Annotated in this window: 17 protein-coding genes and 2 riboswitches; of the genes, 10 read left to right on the top strand and 7 right to left on the bottom strand. The window is 62.3% G+C overall.

From position 1 onward, the window contains the following. Positions 1-3: 3 nt before the first annotated feature. From dhbA to ACQKIK_RS15930, 6 genes are all read right to left on the bottom strand, one after another. Positions 4-762: a 2,3-dihydro-2,3-dihydroxybenzoate dehydrogenase gene (dhbA, locus tag ACQKIK_RS15955; protein WP_499136640.1), complete on the bottom strand. Its 759-nt coding sequence runs from the start codon at positions 760-762 to the stop codon at positions 4-6. Positions 763-774: 12 nt separating this feature from the next. Next, complete coding sequence (locus ACQKIK_RS15950) at positions 775-3,870, bottom strand: amino acid adenylation domain-containing protein (RefSeq protein WP_499136639.1); 3,096 nt, start codon at positions 3,868-3,870, stop codon at positions 775-777. Next, positions 3,867-4,739 (bottom strand): isochorismatase family protein, encoded by an 873-nt coding sequence (locus ACQKIK_RS15945; RefSeq protein ID WP_499136638.1) that lies wholly within the window; start codon positions 4,737-4,739, stop codon positions 3,867-3,869. Before ACQKIK_RS15945 ends, ACQKIK_RS15950 begins: the two co-directional genes overlap by 4 nt. Positions 4,740-4,750: 11 nt before the next feature. Next, entirely contained in the window at positions 4,751-6,376 is a 1,626-nt protein-coding gene (locus ACQKIK_RS15940) for a (2,3-dihydroxybenzoyl)adenylate synthase (RefSeq protein WP_499136637.1), read from the bottom strand. Then, positions 6,373-7,545 carry an isochorismate synthase gene (locus ACQKIK_RS15935; RefSeq protein WP_499136636.1) on the bottom strand — a complete coding sequence of 391 codons (1,173 nt, stop codon included), beginning with the start codon at positions 7,543-7,545 and terminating at the stop codon, positions 6,373-6,375. Before ACQKIK_RS15935 ends, ACQKIK_RS15940 begins: the two co-directional genes overlap by 4 nt. Before the next feature lie 424 nt (positions 7,546-7,969). Next, a complete protein-coding gene (locus tag ACQKIK_RS15930) occupies positions 7,970-8,446 on the bottom strand; it encodes a GreA/GreB family elongation factor (protein ID WP_499136635.1) in 477 nt (158 codons plus the stop codon). 238 nt (positions 8,447-8,684) lie between these two features. Here ACQKIK_RS15930 and ACQKIK_RS15925 point away from each other — a divergent pair, with 238 nt between their 5' ends. The 9 genes from ACQKIK_RS15925 to ACQKIK_RS15885 all read left to right on the top strand — a co-directional run bounded on the left by ACQKIK_RS15925 (position 8,685) and on the right by ACQKIK_RS15885 (position 20,535). Then, positions 8,685-9,113 carry a DUF2141 domain-containing protein gene (locus ACQKIK_RS15925; protein WP_064482364.1) on the top strand — a complete coding sequence of 143 codons (429 nt, stop codon included), beginning with the start codon at positions 8,685-8,687 and terminating at the stop codon, positions 9,111-9,113. Positions 9,114-9,416: 303 nt separating this feature from the next. Beyond that, positions 9,417-9,689 carry an HU family DNA-binding protein gene (locus ACQKIK_RS15920; RefSeq protein WP_019339665.1) on the top strand — a complete coding sequence of 91 codons (273 nt, stop codon included), beginning with the start codon at positions 9,417-9,419 and terminating at the stop codon, positions 9,687-9,689. Positions 9,690-10,313: 624 nt separating this feature from the next. After that, positions 10,314-10,413: riboswitch (guanidine-I (ykkC/yxkD leader) on the top strand. Positions 10,414-10,535: 122 nt separating this feature from the next. Then, entirely contained in the window at positions 10,536-11,351 is an 816-nt protein-coding gene (locus ACQKIK_RS15915; RefSeq protein WP_045427029.1) for an ABC transporter permease, read from the top strand. Beyond that, on the top strand, positions 11,348-12,184 hold the full coding sequence (locus ACQKIK_RS15910; protein WP_499136633.1) for an ABC transporter ATP-binding protein: 837 nt from the start codon (positions 11,348-11,350) through the stop codon (positions 12,182-12,184). The genes ACQKIK_RS15915 and ACQKIK_RS15910 overlap by 4 nt, the downstream gene beginning before the upstream one ends. A gap of 1 nt (position 12,185) precedes the next feature. After that, a complete protein-coding gene (locus tag ACQKIK_RS15905) occupies positions 12,186-12,914 on the top strand; it encodes an urea amidolyase associated protein UAAP1 (RefSeq protein WP_463286882.1) in 729 nt (242 codons plus the stop codon). 15 nt (positions 12,915-12,929) lie between these two features. Continuing rightward, a complete protein-coding gene (locus tag ACQKIK_RS15900; protein WP_499136632.1) occupies positions 12,930-13,565 on the top strand; it encodes an urea amidolyase associated protein UAAP2 in 636 nt (211 codons plus the stop codon). Between the two features lie 294 nt (positions 13,566-13,859). After that, on the top strand, positions 13,860-17,501 hold the full coding sequence (gene uca / locus ACQKIK_RS15895; protein WP_499136631.1) for an urea carboxylase: 3,642 nt from the start codon (positions 13,860-13,862) through the stop codon (positions 17,499-17,501). A 129-nt stretch (positions 17,502-17,630) separates the two neighbouring features. After that, positions 17,631-19,433, top strand: coding sequence for an allophanate hydrolase (gene atzF, locus ACQKIK_RS15890; RefSeq protein WP_499136630.1), 1,803 nt, complete (start codon positions 17,631-17,633; stop codon positions 19,431-19,433). Between the two features lie 130 nt (positions 19,434-19,563). Next, entirely contained in the window at positions 19,564-20,535 is a 972-nt protein-coding gene (locus ACQKIK_RS15885) for an aldo/keto reductase (protein WP_499136629.1), read from the top strand. A 65-nt stretch (positions 20,536-20,600) separates the two neighbouring features. On the opposite strand, the gene ACQKIK_RS15880 is transcribed toward ACQKIK_RS15885, so the two are convergent. Continuing rightward, the gene (locus ACQKIK_RS15880) at positions 20,601-21,194 is read right to left on the bottom strand and encodes a hypothetical protein (protein ID WP_499136628.1); all 594 of its coding nucleotides are present in this window, start codon (positions 21,192-21,194) and stop codon (positions 20,601-20,603) included. Positions 21,195-21,513: 319 nt separating this feature from the next. After that, positions 21,514-21,616: riboswitch (guanidine-I (ykkC/yxkD leader) on the top strand. Positions 21,617-21,663: 47 nt separating this feature from the next. On the opposite strand from ACQKIK_RS15880, the gene ACQKIK_RS15875 reads away from it, so the two are divergent. After that, positions 21,664-22,671: an ABC transporter substrate-binding protein gene (locus tag ACQKIK_RS15875; protein ID WP_499136627.1), complete on the top strand. Its 1,008-nt coding sequence runs from the start codon at positions 21,664-21,666 to the stop codon at positions 22,669-22,671. The last annotated feature ends 40 nt before the right edge of the window (positions 22,672-22,711 follow it).

The raw sequence follows: 22,711 nt of genomic DNA, 5'->3' as shown, positions 1-22,711 counted from the left end.
ATCTCAGGCCGCCAGGGTGGCGCCGCCGTCGACGACGATGTCCTGCAGGGTGATGTGGCTCGCCAGGTCCGATGCGAGGAACAGCACGGTACGGGCGACCTCTTCTGGCGTGGCGATCTTGCGCAGCGGAATGCCCAGCTTGTACTGCTCCGGAAAGCCAGCAATCGTCCGTTCTCGCGCGTCCTCGCTGTGCCACATGCCACGCTGCATGGCGGTATCGGTGGAGCCCGGCGAGACCAGATTGCAGCGCACGCCGTGCTCAGCCAGCTCCAGGCCCGCTGTTCGGATCAGGCTGGTAAGCGCAGCTTTGGATGCGCTGTACGCGGCCATCTGCATGCGCGGAACGTGAGTCGCATTGCTGCTCACCGCCACTACCGCTCCGCTGCCCTGCGCCTTGAAACGCGGGATCAGTTCGCGCAGCAGATAAAAGGCACCGGACACGTTGACCCGTAGCGACTCGTCCCAGTCAGCCGAACTCAGATGCTCAATAGCTCCGAGCCGCAAGATGCCGGCAACACTGGCGAAGACATCAACCCGCTGTTGTCCACCCAGCAGCTCGGCGCACGCATGGCGCACCGCGCCCGCATCGCCGACATCAAGCAGATAAGTCGTGAAGCCGTAGTCACCTTCGGAAAAGGCGCGGTCGAAACCGACGACCTGAGCACCCAGCCGTGCGAAGCCTTCGGCCACGGCGCGGCCGATCCCCTGCCCGGCACCGGTCACCCAAACGCTCTGCCCGCTGAAACTCATCTGATCGTTCATTTGCTCGCCCCTTCACCAAACCATTTCCACGAGTTCTTCTCGCTGTTGCAGTCGGCTGTCCAAAAAACTGCAGAAGTCCGCCAGTTGCGGGTGATCGAAGACATCGGAAACCTTCACGGCGGTGCCGAACTCGGCGCCCAGGCGATTGACGATCTGGATGGTCTGCAGCGACTGCCCACCGAGCTCGAAGAAGTTGTCTTCCGGCTGAATGCCGCTGACACCGAGGATCTGCTGCCAGATTGCGCTGACGCGCCGCTGCGTCTCGTCGTTCAGCACGCGTTCGGTCGAGCCTTGCAGATAGGCGTGCTGCAGGCGCTTACGGTCGATTTTGTTGCTACCGGTACGGGGCAAGACGGCAAAATGACGGTAATCGGTAGGCACCATCGCTGCGGGCAGTACAGCGCTCAGCTCGCGCTTGATCGCTCGGACGTCGTCCCGCAGGCCAGCGAAGAACGCCACCAGCCGGCGCACTCCGGCATCAAGTTCCAGGCCTAGCACGCAGGCCTCGTCGATACCCGGCAGTGCCAGCATCCGTGCTTCGACCTCTCCCGGCTGGATGCGATAGCCGCTGATCTTGAACTCATTGTCCAGCCGACCGAGGTACACCAGCTGACCATCGACCAGCCGCACCCGGTCACCGGTGCGGTAGACCCGCATCGTCTCCTCGCCAATACGTAGATGGGCGAACGCCGGCGCGTCGCTGTTGAGGTAACCGTTGGCCAGCTGTGGGCCAAACAGCACCAGCTCACCTTCCGATCCAGGGCGATTGCCGCGCTCCAGAACCAGCGCCTCGACACTTGCCAGCGGTCGACCGATGGGCAGTCGTTCGCGGTTGGGATCAAGGTTCTGCAGATCGCAGCTGCTCGCGACCACCGTAGTCTCGGTCGGGCCGTAGGTGTTGATCAAACGAACATCGGGCCGCCCAACACGTTGCCAGACCTGTAGTTGCTCGGGGTAGACCGCTTCGCCACCGATGATAACCGTCTTAAGCGATGCCGGGATCCGCACCTGGCCGCTGCGCAACGCCACGACCCACTCGTTCCAGAACGCTGTGGGCAGGTCGACCACGCTGATCGCCAGTCGCTCGAGTCCTTCTACGAACGAGGACATCGACTGCAACATCGGGTCGGTCCGCAGCACCAACGTCGCCCCGGCCGACAAACTGACGAAGACCTCCTCGATGCTTGCATCGAAGTTGAACGGTGCGAATTGCAGGACGCGGTCGGCTGAACCCATGCCGTAGCGCTGCCGAGCCGCCTGAGCGAAATGCGCCAGTGCGCGATGGCTGACTTCCACACCCTTCGGCGCACCCGTCGAACCGGAGGTGAACATCAGGTAACAGGCCGCATCGTTGTCGCGTGGGCTGTAGGTTCGGTTGGCCGAGGTCAGCGACCCAATCAACTGGATCGCACCAGAATGGATGTCCGCCAACCGATGCCTATAGGCCGCCTCCGTGATGACCAGCGCCAGCTCGGCCGTCTCGCAGATCAGCCGTTGCCTATCGGCGGGCTGCTCCGGGTCCAGCGGTACGTAGACCGCACCAGCGAGCAGCACCCCCAACTGGGCAAGGATTGCTTGTGGCGAACGGCTCAGCATCACACCGACACGCTGGCCCGGCTCAATCCCCTGTTCGACAAGCGCGGCAGCGACCATCTCGGCCCGAGCTTGCAGTTCGCCGTAACTCAGCGCCTGCTCATGCTGGACCAGCGCGATGTGCTCAGGCCTGCTCTGTGCCTGTAGGCGTATCGCCTCCAGCACATTGCTCGGTTGCACATGGGAGGCGCGACCAGGGGTCTTGAGGACTTGCCAGGCTCGGCGAACTGCAAACAGCTCATCGAGCAGCACGGCGCGTGGCTGCTGCGGCTCGGCCAGCCAGCATTCGAGCAGATCGAACAGTTCTTCTTGGAGGCTGCGCACCTGGTCGAGGCTGTAGCAGGCCGGGTTGGCGTCGTAGTCGAGTACCGGCATGCCGTCGGCGCCAATCTGGACTTCCAGCGTCAGGTCCTCCACCGGACCTGCGCTCAGGTTCAGCGTTCGCGCCGGGCAGTTGCCGTAAGTCAGCGGACGGTCGAACGGCATGATGTTGATCAGCGGACCGAACAGACGCTGTTCTCCGCCAACACGACCCAGGTCTCGGCGCAGGGATTCGTAGCGGTAGTGCTGATGTTTCCGGCTGCTACGACGTAGCTTGCCGATGGCCTTGGCGCAGGCGATCAGATCGGCATCGTCCGGCAGATCCAGGCACAAGGGCGCGATGTTCATCTGCATGCACGGCACATTGCACGAGGCCGAGCCGATGCGATTCATCACCATCAGACCCAGTACCTGGGAGCGGACACCGCTTACCTGCCGGAGATGAGCCGAGACACCGGCCAGCAGCAGGTCCGGCCAGCCGATGCCATGAGCTTCGGCAACCTGATTCAGCGCTTGCCACAGAGGCTCTGTGAACGGAGCGCCGTGACGGACGAACGTGGCCGATATCGGCGCACTGCGTTCACTGAAGCTGGCAGGCTCCGGCATGCGTGACAATGTTTCCAGCCAGTAACCGCGTGCAGCGGCGGTACGGCCCTGAGCGTCCCGCTCGGCGTCTTCCTTGAGCACATCTTCATATCGGCCAAACTCACTGGCTGGCACCGGGTCACCGCTCATCGCAGCGCCGTAGAGCTCGGCGATTCGCTGGTACAGCAGGTTGGTGCCGTATCCATCCAGGGCTATGTGATGCACACAGCTGTACAGAAAGTCGCGCCCTTCGGCCTGCAGCAACACGAAACGGCACGGCAACTCGCGTTGGAGATCGATCGCGATGCGAATGTCGCGCATGGCCCAGTCACGGACCCAGCCTTCCGCATCCGTCCCTGCCGGAACCTGCACCTGTTGAACGACCACTGGCAGTTCGCAGGGTTTGAAGAACACCGCGTCTTCATCGGCCACGAACACTCCGGATAGCGCCTCGCACTCCCGCACCGCCTGTTGCACCGAGGCGATCATCGTCGCCGCGTGAATCTTGCCGGCGAACGCGATGCATTCTGCGGTATTGAACATGGCGCGGTCTTCGTTGAGCAGGTAGCCGGACCAGAGCCCTTGCTGGGCAGTCCCGAGCGACCTCATCGGACACCTCCGTGCTCGTTGAGCAGAGCCCACCAGCCATTCAACGTCGGGGTCTTGGCCAGATCGGTGAAACTCAGTTCCAGCCCCTGCTCCCGCCATTCGCTCAGCAGGGTCATGATCTGAATCGAATCCAGGCCGTAGTCGAGCAGGTTTTCGTCGGGGTCGAAGGGTTCATCCATCTCGTCGAGCATCGACAGCAACCGGGCTTCCAGCCCCTCCCGACTCGGCAATGACCGGTTGGCGGCGCCCAGTTCGAGCACTTCGCGGCAGGTCACGACCTTGCCGCACCGCGTCGCCACGTAGTTCAACGCCATCCCGTGCTCGGTCGCGCCGAAATCCGCGATGCCGTCGGCCAGCATGAAGGGCTGGATGTCTCGCATGAACGCATCGCACGCCGTCATGAGGCAGCCGATATGGCCGTATATGCCACCAATGATCAGCTGGTCGCGACTGAGCTCGTTCATCATGTGTTCCAGCGGTGAACGCTGGAACGCGCTGTAGCGCCATTTCACCAGAACCGTGTCGTCGTCAGCAGGCGCCAGGCCCGGGACGATCACTTGGCGCTCGGGATATTGCGTAATGCCCGGTCCCCACATATCGGTCAGCAGCGCCCTGTTCGCATCAGCTTGCTCACCCGGTTGGGCGGTGTAGATGACAGGAATCCCCAGTGCTTTGCAGCGCTGACGAACCTGTGCCAGACGCGAGACCAGTTCATCGATAAAGGCGCTGTCCTGGCCCCAGAAATCACAGAAGTACGCTTGCATGTCGTGAATCAGCAGAACCGCGCGAGCCGGTTCGAGCGACCACTGCACTTTGTTCGCGCTCCATTCGCTGGGCAGGCGGTATGGCGTCAGAGTGGGAATTGCCATGAAACGAATCCTTATTCGGTAACGGTCAGTTGTTCAGCGACGCGACGGCGCAGGCGGTTCTTGTCCACCTTGCCAACAGCGGTCACTGGCAGCGCGTCGATGTGTACGAATCGGTCAGGAAGCTTGTAGTCGGCCAAGCCGAGCCCGCGCAGAAACCTGCGCAGCACGATCGCCTTGAGCGTGGGGTCGGGGCTGACGATGTAGGCGCAGCTTTTCTCGCCCATGGCCTCATCGGGCACTGAAACCAGCGCCGCCTGCGCTACGGCGGGATGCGCCATCAGCAGGTTTTCCACCTCTTCGGCGGCGATCTTTTCGCCGCCACGATTGATCTGATCCTTGATCCGGCCGACGACGACGAGGTAGCTGTCGTCTCGCTGGCGGACCAGGTCACCGGAGCGGTAAAACCCCTCTGCATCGAATGCGGCGGCGTTGTGCTCGGGGCTCTGGAAGTAGCCGCGGATCGTGTACGGCCCGCGCGTCATCAGCGCCCCGATTTCGCCAGCAGCCACTGGATGACCCTCACGGTCGACGACCTTGATCTCGTCATCTGGGCTCATCGGCTGGCCCTGGGTCAGGTAGACATGCTCGTCGCTGTCATCCAGTCGGGTGTAGTTGACCAGCCCTTCAGCCATGCCAAAGACCTGTTGCAGCCGGCATCCCAACACCTGGGGCACCCGCCTGGCCTGGGATTCCGGCAGTTTGGCGCCGCCCACCTGTACCCACTGCAGCGATGCAAGTTCATGGTGATGGCCGGGCGCGGCCTGTAACCACATGGCCAGGGCAGACGGCACCAGCGCGGTAACGTTGACCTGCTGCTGTGCAATCAAAGGGAAGCAACTGGCGGGACCGGGGTCCGGACTCAGCACTACACGACCGCCAGCGAGAAACACACCCAGCGCACCGGGGGAGCTCAACGGAAAGTTGTGCGCTGCCGGTAGTGCGCAGAGGTAACGGGTTTCGCGGTCGAACTGACAAATCTCGACGCTGCGACGGACGCTGTAGAGATAGTCGTCATGGGTTCGCGGGATCAGCTTTGGCGTCCCGGTACTGCCACCGGAGAGCTGGAAGAAAGCCACTTCGCCGGGCGGCGTCGGGCTGAATGCTCGCAGTGCCTTCGCTTGCACGAACCAGCTCTGCAGACGCAGCTCAGGGTGGGGATCGTCGTGCAGCAGGACGGTATCCAGCTCGGGAATGAGTTCGGTCAGTTCCTCAACAAACGCATCGCCTATGAACAGCGAATGGGCCCGGCTGGCAATCAACAGCCGCGGTCGGACCTGCGCGGCATAGGCCACCAGCTCCAGACGGTTGTGACTGAACAGTGCATTGACCGGCGCTATGCCGGCTTTCATCAATGCAAAAAACACAACGTACAGCTCGGCCTGATTGCCCAGCTGCACGAGCGCGCGGTCGCCCTGCCCCAGGCCGCGGTTCGCCAGCCGCTGCGCCAGGTTGGTCGAGGCCCGGTCCAGGTCGGCATAGGTCAATGCTTTGCTACCTTCGACTACCGCAACGGCGTCCGGCTGGGTGCTGGCCTGCTCGGCGAGCATCTGGCTCAGCGGTTCGCCACGCCAGTGACCGGCCCGGCGATAGCGCTCGGCGAATTCATCAGGCCAGCGCGTAAACGGAACCAGGCTCATACCGCCTCCCGATCGAGACCGAACGCTGCGAGCATGGTGCCGAGCTTGGTGCCGGTCTCGCGCCACTCCGACTCAGGACAAGATTCCGATACCAGCCCAGCCCCGGCGAACAACCGAACACTGCGGTCATCGATCACGCCGCAGCGGATCACTACGGCCCACTCACCGTTACCTGCCGCGTCGCACCAGCCGACAATGCCGCCAAAGACACCTCGATCGAAGGGTTCGAGTTCTGCAATCAGTTGCTTGGCTGCGGCGGTAGGGAAACCGCAGAGCGCGGGAGTCGGGTGCAGCTGGCACGCCAGCTTGAGCGCCGATACGGGCTCGGCGAGCTCGCCTTCGATCCGCGTCGACAGGTGCCACAGCTTTGCCGTGCTCATCAGGGACGGTGCGCCTGGGATGTGCAGCTCTCGGCACAAGGGGCGAAGCTGGCGTTCCATATCGCGGATCACCAGGCGGTGCTCGTGCTGGTCCTTGGCGGAATCGAGCAGGCACTGTGCCGAGTACTCGTCTTCGATTCGATCGGCATGACGCCGGGCTGAGCCCGCCAGTGGGTTGGTTTCCAGACGCTGGCCGGTTTTGCGAAGCAGAAGCTCGGGGCTGGCGCCGATCAGGACGCCGCCGTCAGGCAGGTCGGTGAAGAAGTGGTATGCCTCGGGATTCTGCTGACGCAGTCCCTGGAAGATCGTCGCGGCACAGGGCGGCTCATCGAACTCAAGCTGCAACAAACGGGACAACACCGCTTTGTCGAGACGTCCATTACGCAGCGCGCCAAGCGCTCGGTTCACCGCCTGCTGGAAGCCAGCCTGGTTGGGCTGCTCGATGCACTGGCGTGCGTTACCACAAGCAAATCCACAAATTGAGGTAGGCGGTGCCGTCGGCGGGAGATGACTGACGTGTCGCGGAATGAATAGATTTGAAGGTTGCTGCTTATCGAAAGGAATTACGCCAACCAGCACTGGGTTGCGCAGCCCGGCTGCCTGGGCTTCGGCGAAACCGCGCTGGACGTCCCTTTCAAGGCCGGGCCCGGCACCCTCCGCCGGCGTGTCTATCACTTTGAAACAACCGCTGGCTTCAATACCCCCAGCCGGTGAATAGAATCGGTACGACGGCGGGAATTTGTACCCTGCCTCAGGCCCGTCGTAGGCGACGCGAGTTAATGCGTTCACCACCACCTCCGCAAATACTAATGAGATTGCTTATCATCTGCATGCGGCACGATAGTCAGCTCGACTGGATGCGTCAAATTGTTTCTAGAGGGGTTGAGGGGTGGCATTTTGCCGGCACCAAGCGACGCGGCGACGCCAGCAGCACGGTAGAAACGGTGCGGTAGGACGGTTGGGTGCGAGAGCCAAACGTAGCGGCTAAGAACGAACCGCTATCTGACATTTTATCTCCTAATATCAGCAGGATAGAGACGCTTATTGATGTTACTTATCAAATGCTCTAGCGCCTCACATCCACTGAGCAAAGCAGAAACACAAACCGTACAATCTACATCAGATGAGATTCATATCTGATTGATCTAGAAGAAAATTACGGTTACTAGAATTTCGCTGAGGTGCCCTTTCTCATTCGCTCGGTGAAAGCAGATCAGCTGACGCTGATTACGCTGTAGCGGATGGTTTGTCCTTCGACGCGAATCTCGGCCTCATCACCTTCCTCGCAGCCCAGCAGCGCTCTGCCCAGCGGTGAACGCGGAGAGATCACCAGCACCTCTTCTCCTTCAATCGTCACATTCAGCCCAGCGGCATCCGGCCCGAGGAACACCCAGCGGCAATTGTCAGCGGACTCCAACGAAACCAAAGCGCCCAGGGTAATCGCTGCATTGCGATGTGATCGCACCGGCAGGTTTCGATAGCTTGAGAGCGCTGTTTCTATTTCATGAACGCGTCGCCGTTGACCGTCAGCCAGGTAGGCCGCCTCCAGACCACGGGTGTCGTACTTGTTCTCCGCTTTGCTTTCGGCGTGCGTCGCCGCCTCGTGAGAGGCCTTCAGTGCATCCTTTGCAACAGCCAGGTCGGCCTGCAGCTTGTCGATGATCAGCGTCTGAAGATGGGTCTTGTTCATGCGGGCTCGGTCAGTAAGGCGTTTGGCGCCTAGCATCGCATTGCGGCGTTCCTGGGGCCACGGCATCCTTCTCAATCGATATGGGCCCCTGCGTGTGCTGAGGCGCGGCTGCCTAATCAACCGTATAGGCTGGTCGATCCGTTAGAAGCGCGGCACTATCGCCATACTGTTCCGGGCACGCTTGGTATGTCCGCGCGACCCAATCCAAACGAGATGCACGCCAACCAGGAGCGAATCGATGACACTGCGCGTAGCGCTAACTTTGGTAGCAATGGCGGTAGGTCAAGCGGCTTTCGCCGACGGCCAGCCGCTGACGGTCAAACTGAACAACATCGAACACGACCGGGGCACGGTTCGCGTGGCTCTGTTCTCGGACCCAAAGACGTTCCGTAAAGCGGACCAGGCATTTGCCTCGAGCGAATCGCCAGCCAAGAGCGGAACGGTCACCCTGGTGTTCGATGACGTACCCGCCGGTCAGTACGCGGTGATGGCCTACCACGACGAAAACGCTAACGGCGAGCTGGACCTTCGATTTGGCATGTTTCCTACCGAAGGTTATGGATTGTCCAATAACCCCAAGGTAATGGGTCCGCCAGCATTCGAGGAGAGCCGGTTCGAAGTACCAGGCGACAAGCCCAGTGAGATCGACGTCGACATCCACTACTAAAGTCGAACGCGAGCCAATCAGCATGTTGATCGGCCGGCTCATGGGCGTTTTGCGCTTGGCGCGACCTGGTTAGCCGCGTACGGATCGCTTTTGATGCATCCTGCCGACTGCAGCCCTACCAATGGTCGGGAGGGCAATGAACCGGAGCCAAAATCCCGCTGTCCAGACAAAAGCGTCTGGATTAGGCAAACAAACGATTTGTCGCCCCGCACCGGATATTTTTGAAAAAGAGGAAATTTGCCGCAGGCGGCAGAGCGAGACGCTGCTTATACTGACCACCCATTCCAATCTGGAGCCACACCCGTGAATAAAGCCGAGTTGATTGAAGCGATCGCCGCCTCCGCCGATGTACCGAAGAGCACCGCTACCCGCGTGCTGGATGCCTTCACCGAAAGCGTGACCAACACCCTGCAGAACGGCGACAGCGTGACGCTGGTCGGCTTCGGCACCTTTGCCGTCAAAGAGCGTGCAGCCCGTGATGGCCGCAATCCGCAGACTGGCGCAACGATCAAGATCTCCGCAGCAAAGCTGCCAGGCTTCAAGCCAGGCAAGTCGCTGAAGGACGCAGTGAACTAAGTCACTGCATCCCAGGAAACCGGGCCGCTGACGTCCTCACGGACGCAGCGCCTGCTCGGACCTTCCCTCTCCTGCTTATCCCCGCCTGATTACACCTGCCCTATAGCCGCAAGGCGAAAGCTTCCATACCGCGCGTTCGTGACATTCGCCTGAGCTGGTAGGCTTTCAATCTCACCTGCACTTGCGCAACAGAAACCCTGATCAAGACAAGCAGACTGGCACGACAGCACCAGATGACTGCCGACTATTGCCTGTGTGTCCTCGGGCGATCAATCGTCTGACGTCCTTGCGCCGGTTGATCTTGATGTGCGGTAGCACCCTAGAAGATTCCCTTAGCGCCCTGTCGTTAGCGCAAAGCGCCGCATGCGCGGATTCCGCCTTGCCAGCAAAAGTCTCGGCGGCTTTGCTGCCAGACAGGTTTTGACGCATCCCTCGCCTACGTAGATCTGGATCTACCAGCTGGCGTCCCGAAAGGGGGCATGGAACGCTCGCCTTGCACTATTAAAGCGCGCCAGCGCTGCTTAACCCCGCCGCAAGCGCCGAAATACGCAGGTCTTGTGGTTGGCACTGCTCTTGCAAAATCCCTATTGCCAGGAAGCTGCGGCTCAGGGACGAGAAAATTCAGAAATAGCTGACTAGGGTTCCGGCTCGCGGTTGCGAGTGGCTGGTCCGAGAGTTGGCGACCTCCAGTGAGGTTACACGGCGGGATAAAAGCCCGGGAGACGGCGTTCGACACGCAGCTCCTATTGCCATGTCCACTCACTGGAGGACTTTTATGCCCCTGCTCGGATTCGACAACACGACCGACCCGCGGCGACACCCCCCGATCGAAAGGGGGACCTCCCCATGCGCCTGATCAATCGTGTTCCGAGCCGCACCGGCTGGACGCTGCTGGTGATGCTGCCCTTCGCAATTCTGCTGTTCGCCTATCTGGTCAGCTCTGCACAACGGCTCGAGACCAACCCCAACGACAAGCTCCTGCCTAGCTTCACGCAGATGTCCAGCGCTGTGGAGCGCCTTGCCTTCACGCCGGACAAACGCAGTGGCGACTACCTGTTCTGGCAGGACACCGCGTCCAGCCTCAAGCGCCTCGGCGTCGGCCTCGGCATCGCCGCCGTTGCCGGGCTGTGCCTCGGTGTTGCTGCTGGGACGCTGCCGCTATTCAGCGCGCCCCTGTCGCCTTTGCTGACGGTGCTGTCGATGGTCCCGCCGCTGGCGATCCTGCCGATTCTGTTCATCGTCTTCGGTCTCGGCGAGCTGTCCAAGGTGATGTTGATCGTCATTGGCGTGACCCCGGTGCTGGCCCGCGATCTGGAACAGCGCGCCCGAGAATTGCCGCCGGAGCTATTGATCAAAGCGCAGACGCTGGGCGCCAACACCTGGACGCTGATCCTGCGGGTGGTGCTACCGCAATTACTGCCGCGCCTGTTGATCGCACTGCGCCTGGTGCTCGGTTCAGCCTGGTTGTTTCTCATCGCCGCCGAGGCCATCGCCTCCACCGACGGGTTGGGCTACCGCATCTTTCTGGTCCGCCGCTATCTGGCGATGGACGTGATCCTGCCGTACGTGGCCTGGATCACCCTGCTCGCCTGGAGCATGGATTTCGGTCTACGCAAGCTCACCCAGCTGGCCTTCCCCTGGTACGAAGGAGCCAAGGCATGAGTCATGTCATCCGCCCGGCTGGCGAACGGCCAACCAACCCTTTCATTCAGGTCAACAATGTCTGGCAGGAATATGGCGATCAGGTGGTGCTGGAACGGCTGAACCTGAGCGTCAATGAAGGTGAATTTTGCACCCTGGTCGGCGCGTCCGGCTGCGGAAAATCCACCTTTCTGCGACTCTTGCTCGGCCAGGAACGGCCCAGCCGCGGCGACATCCTGCTCGATGGCGCACCCATCGCCGGCGAGCCCGACGCTAGCCGTGGCGTGGTGTTCCAGCGTTATTCGGTGTTTCCACACCTGTCGGTAGTGGACAACGTCGCCCTCGGCCTGGAGTTGCCCAGATCCCCCCTGCTGGGCCGCCTGTTCGGCCGCAGCAAGCGCGAAGCACGCGAGCAGGCCGAAGTGATCCTCCGCAAAGTGGGCCTTGGTCACTCGCTGGATAAGTACCCAGCGCAGCTCTCTGGCGGCATGCAGCAGCGTCTGGCTATCGCCCAGGCACTCGTCATGAAGCCCCGTGTGTTATTGCTCGACGAGCCCTTCGGCGCACTCGATCCCGGCATTCGCAAGGACATGCATGAGCTGCTTCTGCAACTCTGGCGGGAGACCCAACTGACGGTGTTCATGGTCACCCACGACCTGTCCGAAGGCTTCACCCTCGGAACGCGCATCCTGGTGTTCGACAAGACCCGCCTCGACCCTCACGCCCCTGGCGCCTACGGCGCACGCGTCACCTATGACATCCCGCTGAACAGCGATCGCCGGGTCGCGCGCGCCGCCGCTGGCGACCTGCCACCGCAGCTAGGCCACCTGCATACCGTCAATCAAGGAGTCTGACATGAGCGCTTCACTCGCTATCCGCCCCATGCTTTATGAAGAAACCCTACCCGGCGGCGGCCACACCTCCTTCGTGCTCAAGCGTGGTCAGCTGTTGCGCCTGACCGACCTCGAGGGCGGCGCCAACGTCAGTCTGCTGATGTTCAACGCGCATGAAAAAAGCGAGCGACTCAACCTGCCGGACACGCTCAAGTGCCAGCACACCGCCAAGCTCACCACTGGCCATTGCCTGTATTCGGACATGGGTCGGGTGCTGGCCTGCATCACAGCCGATACCTGCGGCTGGCATGACAGTTTCGGTGGCGTACTGAACGCTGACGAAGTCGCCGAGAAATACGGCCAGGGTCGCTATCAGGAACTGCGCAACGGCTTCTTCCGCAACGGCACGGACAACCTGCTGGTGGAAATGGGCAAGTGGAACCTGAATCTGCAGGACCTGCTGATGACACTCAATCTGTTCAGCAAGGTCACCGTGGACGCCGACGGCGGCTTCGCCTTCGAGGCCGGCAACAGCAAGGCCGGCGACGCCGTGGAGCTGTACGCGCCAATGGAGACGCTGGTTGTGCTGACCGCATTGCCACACCCAATGGACCCGAACCCCGAGTACGCACCGAAACCCGTCCAGCTCAGCTGGCACCGCGTCGACAGCGATGGCATCAGCGTCCTTTGCCGCACCTCGCGCCCGGAAAATAGCCGCGGCTTTCACAACACCGAACGACTCTACATCTGAGGAAGGGGTGCCCAAATGACCATCCACGAAAGCAACCTGCACCCCGAAGCCGCCACTTTCCGGCATGTGATTCCGGCTGGCGAGCCCTATCTGTTCGAAGTGAAGGCCGGCCAGACCCTGCGCCTGCTCGATCTGGAAGGCAATCAGGCGGTCGACACCCTGTTTTTCAGCGCCATGAATCCGCGTGAGCGTTTCGATCCGCAGCGCACGCTGCGCCGGCAGAACAAGGTCTATCTCACCACCGGCACGGTGCTCTACTCGAACCTTGGCAACCCGCTGCTGACCATCGTCGCCGACACCTGTGGCCGTCACGACACGCTCGGCGGGGCCTGTGCACAGGAAAGCAACGTGGTGCGTTACGCCCTGGACAAGCGCTACATGCATAGCTGCCGCGATAACTTCCTGCGTGCCAGCCTGCACGACGGTCGCCTGGAGAAGCGCGACATCGGCGCCAACATCAACTTCTTCATGAACGTCCCGGTCACGCCCGACGGCGGCCTGACCTTCGAGGACGGCATCTCCGCCCCTGGCAAATATGTCGAGCTGAGGGCCGAGCAGGATGTGATCGTGCTGATCTCCAATTGCCCGCAACTCAACAACCCGTGCAACGGCTGGAACCCCACGCCGGCCGAGGTGCTGGTGTGGGACTGATGCGCTGGTTGCGCCGCTACCTGCTGCCGTTGATGCAAGCACGCGCCGGGCAGCGGCCCACCAAACCCAAGCCGGATGCGCGGGGGAAGGATGATCATCGCGCGGCCCAGTAGCACAGAGGGATGGGGCGCGCGGCGCCCTGCTTGAGCGTCGTAGGGTGGGCTTCAGCCCACCGTTAGCAGTACGTCCACATGGTGGGCTGAAGCCCACCCTACCAATGGATGAACCCCCGGACGGCCGGGGGCGATGAATGAATATAAGCGGGACGGCCCGCCTCCCCCAGAGGGACTGAAGATGTTCGACACACTCCTGATCGCCAACCGCGGCGCCATTGCCTGCCGCATCCTGCGTACGCTGCGTGCCTTGGACGTGAAAGGCGTTGCCGTCTACTCGGAGGCCGATGCCGCCAGCTTGCATATCCAACAGGCCAGTGAAGCCCATAGCCTCGGCGAAGGCGCTGCCTCGAATACCTATCTGGCGGTCGACAAGATCCTCGCCATTGCGCATCGAACCGGTGCGAAAGCGATCCACCCCGGCTATGGCTTCCTCTCCGAAAACGCCGCGTTCGCCGAAGCCTGCGAGGCGGCCGGTATCGCCTTCGTCGGGCCGACGCCAGAGCAGCTCCGGGTATTTGGCCTCAAGCACACCGCCCGCGCGCTGGCCAAGCAGCACGGCGTGCCGATGCTCGAAGGCACCGAGCTACTCGACAGCCTCACCGATGCGCTAAGCGCAGCCGACCAGGTCGGCTATCCGGTCATGCTCAAGAGTACTGCTGGCGGCGGCGGCATCGGCATGCGGGTCTGCCGTGACGCGGCTGAACTGGCGGATGCCTTCGACGCAGTCAAACGGTTGGGGCAAAACAATTTCAGCGACGCCGGCGTATTCATCGAGAAATACATCCAGCGCGCCCGTCATCTGGAAGTGCAGGTATTCGGTGATGGTGAGGGCAATGTGATCGCCCTCGGCGTGCGCGACTGCTCTGTGCAGCGGCGCAACCAGAAGGTATTGGAGGAAACCCCGGCGCCGAACCTACCCGCCGGCATGGCCGATGCGCTGTGCGAGGCGGCGATCAAGCTGGCCAAGGCGGTTAGCTATCGCAGCGCCGGCACGGTCGAGTTCGTCTATGACAGCGAGGCCGAGCAGTTCTACTTCCTCGAAGTGAATACCCGGTTGCAGGTCGAGCATGGCGTCACCGAGCAGGTTTGGGGCGTCGATCTGGTGCGCTGGATGATCGAACTGGCGGCCGGTGATCTGCCGCCGCTGACCGAGCTGGCCAAGAGCTTGAAGCCCGAGGGCCACGCCATCCAGGCGCGGCTCTATGCAGAGGACCCGGGGCGCGATTTTCAGCCGAGCCCTGGCCTGCTGACCGCGGTCCAGTTTCCAGCTGCCGACGGCAAAGCACTGCGCATCGATACTTGGGTCGAAGCAGGTTGCGAAATTCCGCCCTACTTCGACCCGATGATCGCCAAGCTCATCACCTACGCGTCGACCCGTGAGGCAGCCAAGGCTGCGCTCGATCAGGCCTTAGCCGACAGCCTGCTGTATGGCGTCGAGACCAACCGCGACTACCTGCGCCAGATTCTCGCGTATGCCCCGTTTGCCAAGGGCAATCCCTGGACCCGTTGCCTGGACGGCCTGACTTACCAGGCGACCACTTTCGAGGTGCTCACCGCTGGCACCCAGACCACCGTTCAGGACTTTCCCGGCCGGCTCGGTTACTGGGCTGTCGGCGTGCCTCCGTCCGGGCCGATGGACAGCCGTGCGCTGCGCCTGGGCAATGCGCTGCTGGGTAATCCGACCGATGCTGCGGGCCTGGAAATCACCATGAGCGGGCCGATTCTGCGCTTCAACACCGATGCGGTGGTCGCGGTAACGGGCGCCGACATTCCGGTGAAGCTCGACGACGTCGCGCAACCGATGTGCACTGCGATTCTGGTCAAGGCTGGCAGCACGCTTGCGCTCGGCACCATTGCCGGCGCCGGTGCACGCAGCTACCTATGCGTACGCGGCGGGCTGCAGGTGCCCGATTATCTGGGCAGCAAGAGCACCTTCACCCTTGGCCAGTTCGGCGGCCATGCCGGACGCGCATTACGCGCCGGTGATGTACTGCATATTCCTGAACTCGTTGACCGCAGCGCCGTCGCCTGCCTGCCTGTCGAGCTCTGCCCGCCGCTGCCATCGGTACGCGAGATCCGTGTGATCTACGGCCCGCACGGCGCGCCGGAATACTTCACGGAAGGCTATATCGAGCGCTTCTTCGCCACCGACTGGGAAGTGCATTTCAACTCCAGCCGCACCGGCGTTCGCCTCATAGGACCGAAGCCCGAGTGGGTGCGTGACAGCGGCGGCGAGGCCGGCCTTCACCCCTCGAACATCCACGACAACCCTTACGCCATCGGCGCCGTGGACTTCACCGGCGACATGCCGGTCATCCTCGGCCCGGACGGCCCGAGCCTCGGCGGCTTTGTCTGTCCAGTGACCATCATCGACGCCGACCTCTGGCAGATGGGCCAGCTCAAGGCCGGTGACCGGGTGCGCTTCGTGCCAGTGGATGTGTCCATGGCGCGTGAGTTGGCTAAGACCCAAAATCTTGAGTGCGCCAACCTTTGTAGGAGTGAGCTTGCTCGCGATCAGCCATGCGAAAGGATCGCCAGCAAGCTGGCTCCTACAACAGCCCATGCCCTCACATCGCCCATCGTTCTCGATCTGGGTAACGACGACACCCGCCTGGTCGCCCGACTCTCCGGCGACACCCATTTGCTGTTGGAAATTGGCGCGCCCGAACTGGACCTTGTCCTGCGCTTCCGAGGCCACGCATTGATGCAGGCGCTCGAGGCGAAGAACCTCAACGGCGTGATCGACCTCACCCCCGGCATCCGCTCCCTGCAGGTCCATTACCAGCCGGAGACCCTGCCGCTTCGGAGCCTGCTCGGCACCGTCGACGGCCTCTGGGACGCGGTGTGCTCGGCGCAAGATCTTCGAGTCCCGTCGCGCATCGTGCATCTGCCACTTTCCTGGGACGACCCGGCCTGTCAGCTGGCGATCGACAAGTACATGACCACGGTGCGCAAGGACGCACCCTGGTGCCCGAGCAATTTGGAATTCATCCGTCGCATCAATGATCTGCCGAACCTCGACGAGGTGCATCGCACAGTGTTCGAAGCCAGCTATCTGGTGATGGGCCTGGGCGACGTCTACCTCGGCGCGCCAGTAGCAACCCCCCTGGACCCGCGGCATCGGCTGGTCACCACCAAATACAACCCAGCGCGCACCTGGACCGCGGAAAACTCCGTCGGCATCGGCGGTGCCTACATGTGCGTCTACGGCATGGAAGGCCCGGGCGGTTATCAGTTCGTCGGTCGCACATTGCAGATGTGGAACCGCTACCGCGCGGTGGAGGCGTTCGGCGGCCAGCCCTGGCTGCTGCGCTTCTTCGACCAGATCCGCTTCTACCCGGTTTCCGCCGAGGAGCTTTTGAAGATCCGCCGCGATTTCCCGTTGGGCCGCTACCCGTTGACGATCGAAGAGTCCGAGCTGCGCCTGTCCGACTATCAGGAATTCCTGGCTAAGGAAGCCGCGGGTATCGACGCCTTCCGCAGCCAGCAGCGCGCTGCTTTCGACGCCGAACGCCAACGCTGGATCGCATCCGGCCAGGCGCACTTCGAGAGCGAGGAAGTCGCCGCTGAGCTCGGTGAAGACGCCCCGCTGGGCGCCGGCGAGCATGGCATCGAAAGCCACATCGCCGGGAATCTCTGGCAGGTATCCGTGACCGAAGGCGCTCGGGTGGAAGCCGGCGACGTGCTGGTGATCCTCGAGAGCATGAAGATGGAAATCCCGCTCACCGCACCTGTTTCCGGCGTGGTGAAGGACATCCGAGTGCAGCCTGGCTCGCCCGTGCGTGCCGGCCAGCGGGTGGTGGTGATCGAGGGCGCGTAAGGCTCCCTGCCCAACAGATGACCGTAGGGTGGATCACGCCTCACCGATCCACCAACCGGCCCACCGGGCCGTCCCGAACATCATGCGTGGAAAAGGCGTTGCCGTTTTCCACCCTACGAGGAATACGACATGACCACCGACTTTGACCTACGCCTCGACACACTGCGCGCGGCTTACTCCAGCGCCAAGCTGTCACCGCGCGCACTCATCGCTGCAGTGCACGACCAAGCCACCAACCTCCAGGCCGAATTCAACCTCTTCATTCATCTGCTAACGGAGGAAGAACTCGAGCCCTACCTCGCAGCCCTGGACAGCAAATCCCCGGCCGAGCTGCCGCTCTACGGCATCCCCTTCGCCATCAAGGACAATATCGACCTGGCCGGCATCCCGACCACGGCAGCCTGCCCCGCCTTTGCCTATACACCGGACAACAGCGCGACCATCGTCGAACAACTGATCGCCCTCGGTGCCATCCCGCTTGGCAAGACCAACCTCGACCAGTTCGCCACCGGCCTCAACGGCACCCGTTCGCCCTACGGCGAGTGCCGCAACAGCGTGCACCCGGCCTATCCGTCGGGCGGCTCCAGCGCCGGTTCGTCCCTGGCCGTGGCACTCGGCCTGGCGAGCTTCGCATTGGGTACGGACACCGCCGGTTCCGGTCGGGTGCCGGCCGCGTTGAACAACCTGATCGGCCTCAAGGCGAGCAAGGGCTTGATCTCAACCGCGGGCGTAGTCCCGGCGTGCCGTACGCTTGATTGCGTCACCTTCTTCACCGCTACCGCGGCCGAATCCAGCCAGCTGCTGGCCCTGACCGCCGAACTCGACCCGCGCGACGAATACAGCCGCGCCAATCCACTGTGGAACGACGGTTCGGCGTTTGGCCAGGTCAAGACCTTCCGTTTCGGCGTGCCCAAACAACCGGAATTTCTCGGCTGCCCGGAAAGCCCGGCGCTGTTCGCCACCACCATTGAGCACCTGAAAGCGATGGGCGGCGAGCCGGTGGAGATCGACTTCGCGCCCTTCCTTGAAGCCGCGCGGCTGCTCTATGAAGGCCCCTGGGTCGCTGAGCGCTACAGCGTTGCCGGCGCGTTGATCGAGCAACAGCCCGACGCCGTGCTACCGGTGATCAAGGCGGTGCTGGAAAAGGCACCGGGCACCACTGCCGTGCAGCTGTTCCAGGCCGAGTACCGGCTGCAACAGCTCAAGGCCGTCTGCGACCGGATCATGGCCACGGTGGATTGTGTACTGACCCCGGCCTACCCGCGCCCGGTCACGCTGGACGAACTGCACGCCGAGCCGGTCAAGCGCAATTCGGACCTGGGCTACTACACCAATTTCATGAACATGCTGGACTACGCCGCCGTGGCGGTGCCGGCGGGTGTGATGCAGAACGGCCTGCCCTGGGGCGTGACCTTGTTCGGGCGAGTATTCACCGATCAGTACCTGCTGAGCCTGGCCGACATGCTGCAACGGCAACATGGCATCGCATTGATCGGTGGGCAGTCGATCACCTCGCCGGCCCCACGGAACGCCGCACGCAGCGACCGCGCCCGTGTCGTGGTCTGTGGCGCGCATCTGGATGGCTTGCCCCTGAACTGGCAGCTCAAACAACGCGGCGGCCGACTGCTCGAAGCAACCCGCAGCGCAGCGCACTACAAACTGTACGCATTGGCCGGCGGCCCACCGTTCCGCCCGGGCATGGTGCGGGTTGCCGATGAAGGCGTCGCCATTGAGGTGGAAATCTGGGAAATCCCGAGCAGTGAGCTGGGCTCCTTCCTCACTGGCATCCCTGCTCCCCTCGGGCTGGGCAAGGTACAACTGGCCGACGGCAGCTGGGAAACCGGCTTCATCTGCGAACCGTACGGTTTGCAGGGTGCCGTCGATATCAGCGAGTACGGTGGCTGGCGAGCCTATATGAAGAGCCGTAGCTGAGCGGGGTCGCCAAACGCAGTGTTTCGGTACGGGCAAGTCCTGCCGTAACGTCCGGAACATCCCCTCTCAGACGTCCTCCGATGCAAAGCGACGCCGAATAGTCGGCTCTATTTGCATCAGAGGAGGTTCCATGCGCATCACCCTTCCACGTCTCGGTTTTGGCGGCGCGCCGTTGGGCAACATGTTCGCCCCGCTCGACGAAACCACCGCCGACGCGACCCTCAAGGCCGCCTGGGATGCCGGCATCCGTTATTACGACACGTCACCGCACCATGGCGCCGGCCTGGCCGAGCAACGCTTCGGGCGCTTACTCAGCAAAAAGCCCCGCGATGAATTCGTCCTGAGTACCAAGGTTGGCCGCTTGCTGCAGCCGACCAGCAGGCCGGAGAACGCCCCGCCCTTCATCGATGAGCTGCCGAACAAGCGCGTCGTCGACTACTCCGCTGACGGCGCACGACGCTCCATCGAAGACAGCCTGGAGCGTATGGGCGTGAATCGTATCGATGTCGCCTTCATCCATGACGTGTCCGAAGACCAGTGGGGCCCACAGTGGACCGAGTACTTCCAACAGGCCATGCAAGGCGCGGCGAAAGCGCTGACGCAGATGCGTGAGGAAGGCCTGATTCGCGGTTGGGGGCTTGGCGTAAACTTGGTCGAACCCTGCCGCATGGCACTTGAGCAATCCGACCCGGACGTGTTTCTGCTGGCCGGCCGCTATTCTCTACTCGACCACCGCGAAGCGCTGGATACGCTATTTCCCACATGCGTGGAGCGTGGCGTCGGGATCGTTGTCGGCGGGCCGTTCAACTCCGGTGCACTCGCCGGTGGCGAGCACTACGACTATGCGGACGCGCCCGATGATATTCGCCAGAAGACCGGGCAGATCGAAGCGGTGTGTCAGGAGTTCGAAGTAGATACCCGGGCTGCGGCGCTGCAGTTCTGCCTCGCGCATCCCGCCGTCCTGTCGGCCATTCCGGGCACCAGCAACCCGAAGCGTCCTGCACAGTACGTGCAACAGTTCGAGGCCGACATACCGGCCGAATTCTGGCGGGCACTCAAGGACAAACAGCTGCTGCCTGAAGACGTGCCGGTGCCGGGCTAATTCAGCTTGTCACCCGCGATGATGCGCAGGCATGGCCTGAGCATCATCGCCGCCATCGTCCTCAGTCACATGGAGATTCGCGTGTTTTCGGCGCCCAGAGCGAGCGCGAGTACCGCGCTTAGCGCAACCGCCGCTGCCGCGAGCAGCGCGAACACCACCTTCGAGAGGATCATGGCACCGTATCGTATCCCCTGCATGCGCGCCATGTAGTCGCCGCAGGTCTCCGTAGCCCGGCCGTTCGAACAGTCTTGCTTAACAGAGGCCAAGCCAGAGCGGACGAAGTGATCTGCCAACTCAGCGGACTGTAGGTGCGCGAATTGAGTCGCGAGGGCAAACGCAAGAAGCACAACGAGCAGCAGGATGTAGGATCGTGTCGAGGCCTTGGCAAGGTGACAGACGACGATTGCCGTAAGGATGGCGAGCCCTGCCACCGCGCCCTGCCCCATCGAAAAAATATCGACTCGAAGCAGTGCTTCGACTGACTCCGAATATGAGCATCTGGACGAAACGCTGTCAGCACACGCCAGCACGCTTTGCCAGTCCGCTGCTGTCAGGTGATACAAGCCTCTGGATCTAGACCAAGTCATCATCTTGATCGCGCCAACGCCGATCGCGAGGAAGGCAAGCACCAACAGCCCGAACAGGGGAAACCTTTTCATTTAGGGACATCCGTTTCCAAAGCGCACGGATCATAGCCGGTTGGGCTACCCCGAACCCACGCTGCACGCGTTGCTCGCCGTGAGACTGATCACAACGCTGATAACCGGAACCGACAGCACCATCGCGGCGCACACCTCACCATTTGAGCGCAGATTGCAGGCCGGCCCAGGCCTAGACGATTTCTAGTTAATGCCTTCAACTGATTGATACAAAAGCCGTATTGGTTTTAAAGGCGAACTGGCACGCAACCTGCTCTACCCAGAACAGAACGGGATGAGTCGCCACAGCGCTCACATCGCTCGGCACACAGGAGCTACACAACAGGCGAACTAGGGTTCCGGCTCATGCAGATGAGCGCTGGTCCGAGAGTTCTCCGGTCCCACGGATTGGGACTACACGGCGGGATAAAAGCCCGGGAGGACGCGATGTCATCCCGTGCCGGTTCTTCCACTGTGTAGGAGTTTCACCATGACAGGTCTGCTGTTTCCTTCGCTGCACAAGACCCTTCTCGGCGCCACCCTGGCCGTCGCGACCCTATTCGCGCCGCTGGTGGTTCAGGCGGCGGAAAAACTGAAGATTGGCACCGTCGTCTGGGCCGGTTACGGGCCGTTCTACGTGGCCGACAAGAAAGACCTGTTCAAGCCTCACGGCCTGGACGTGGAGTTGCAGTTCTTCAACGACCCGGCCCTGATTCCCACCGCCATGCTCAGCCGCGCACTCGATGGCGGCATGCTGACCTATGACCAAGTCGTTGCCTCCGTCGCCAAAGGCCTCAAGCACCGCGTGGTCATGCCCATCGACTTCTCCAACGGTGGTGACGCCATCGTCGCGGATGCGTCGATCAACTCTGTGGCCGATTTCAAAGGCAAAAAAGTTGGCTACAACCCGCTCTCGCCGTCCGACTTCCTGCTCGCCTACGCGCTGCAACAGAACGGTATGACCGAGAAGGATATCCAGCCGGTCAACATGACACCCGAAGGCATTCCCGGTGCCATGGCCTCAGGCAATCTGCCGGTTGGTGTGACCTACGAGCCCAACGTGTCGCAGATCCTCTCCATGGGCAGCGGCGACAAGTTCAAGGTCGTGTATTCCTCCAAGGATGCGCCCGGCCTGATCACCGATGTGCTGGTCTTCGACGAAGCGGTGATCGCTAAGAAGCCTGCCGCCATCAAGGCGATGATCCAGGGTTACCTCGACGGGCTCGCCTACATGCAGGCGCATCCCGAGGAGTCGGCAGACATCATTGGCGAGGTGCTGGGCGTCAGCGCCGAAGAAGCCACCGAACAGATGTCCGGTGCCTACAACATCCCGCTCGCGGAAATGAGCAAGAGCTTCGCGCCCAGCGACGACACCCATTCCTTCCATGGCAGCGGCGCGATCATTGCCAAGCTGCTGGTGGATAACGGCCAGATCCCCTCCGCCCCGGATTTCAGCGACACCTACGACGCGCAGTTCACCGAAGCACTCGCCAAGTAATGCGCGCCGGGGCGAGCCGCGCTCGCCCCGACAGGAGACC

Source organism: Pseudomonas sp. NPDC047961 (assembly GCF_050272435.1).
Classification (GTDB): domain Bacteria; phylum Pseudomonadota; class Gammaproteobacteria; order Pseudomonadales; family Pseudomonadaceae; genus Stutzerimonas.
The sequence above is the reverse complement of the archived record's forward strand: the minus strand, read 5'-3'. Positions and strand labels throughout refer to the sequence as shown.

Bases quoted from the DNA above. Each gene is read 5' to 3' on its own strand.
- dhbA (WP_499136640.1), bottom strand. From the start codon at position 762: ATGAACGATCAGATGAGTTTCAGCGGGCAGAGCGTTTGGGTGACCGGT.
- ACQKIK_RS15950 (WP_499136639.1), bottom strand. From the start codon at position 3,870: ATGAGGTCGCTCGGGACTGCCCAGCAAGGGCTCTGGTCCGGCTACCTG.
- ACQKIK_RS15945 (WP_499136638.1), bottom strand. From the start codon at position 4,739: ATGGCAATTCCCACTCTGACGCCATACCGCCTGCCCAGCGAATGGAGC.
- ACQKIK_RS15940 (WP_499136637.1), bottom strand. From the start codon at position 6,376: ATGAGCCTGGTTCCGTTTACGCGCTGGCCTGATGAATTCGCCGAGCGC.
- ACQKIK_RS15930 (WP_499136635.1), bottom strand. From the start codon at position 8,446: ATGAACAAGACCCATCTTCAGACGCTGATCATCGACAAGCTGCAGGCC.
- ACQKIK_RS15925 (WP_064482364.1), top strand. From the start codon at position 8,685: ATGACACTGCGCGTAGCGCTAACTTTGGTAGCAATGGCGGTAGGTCAA.
- ACQKIK_RS15915 (WP_045427029.1), top strand. From the start codon at position 10,536: ATGCGCCTGATCAATCGTGTTCCGAGCCGCACCGGCTGGACGCTGCTG.
- ACQKIK_RS15910 (WP_499136633.1), top strand. From the start codon at position 11,348: ATGAGTCATGTCATCCGCCCGGCTGGCGAACGGCCAACCAACCCTTTC.
- ACQKIK_RS15905 (WP_463286882.1), top strand. From the start codon at position 12,186: ATGAGCGCTTCACTCGCTATCCGCCCCATGCTTTATGAAGAAACCCTA.
- ACQKIK_RS15900 (WP_499136632.1), top strand. From the start codon at position 12,930: ATGACCATCCACGAAAGCAACCTGCACCCCGAAGCCGCCACTTTCCGG.
- uca (WP_499136631.1), top strand. From the start codon at position 13,860: ATGTTCGACACACTCCTGATCGCCAACCGCGGCGCCATTGCCTGCCGC.
- atzF (WP_499136630.1), top strand. From the start codon at position 17,631: ATGACCACCGACTTTGACCTACGCCTCGACACACTGCGCGCGGCTTAC.
- ACQKIK_RS15885 (WP_499136629.1), top strand. From the start codon at position 19,564: ATGCGCATCACCCTTCCACGTCTCGGTTTTGGCGGCGCGCCGTTGGGC.
- ACQKIK_RS15880 (WP_499136628.1), bottom strand. From the start codon at position 21,194: ATGAAAAGGTTTCCCCTGTTCGGGCTGTTGGTGCTTGCCTTCCTCGCG.
- ACQKIK_RS15875 (WP_499136627.1), top strand. From the start codon at position 21,664: ATGACAGGTCTGCTGTTTCCTTCGCTGCACAAGACCCTTCTCGGCGCC.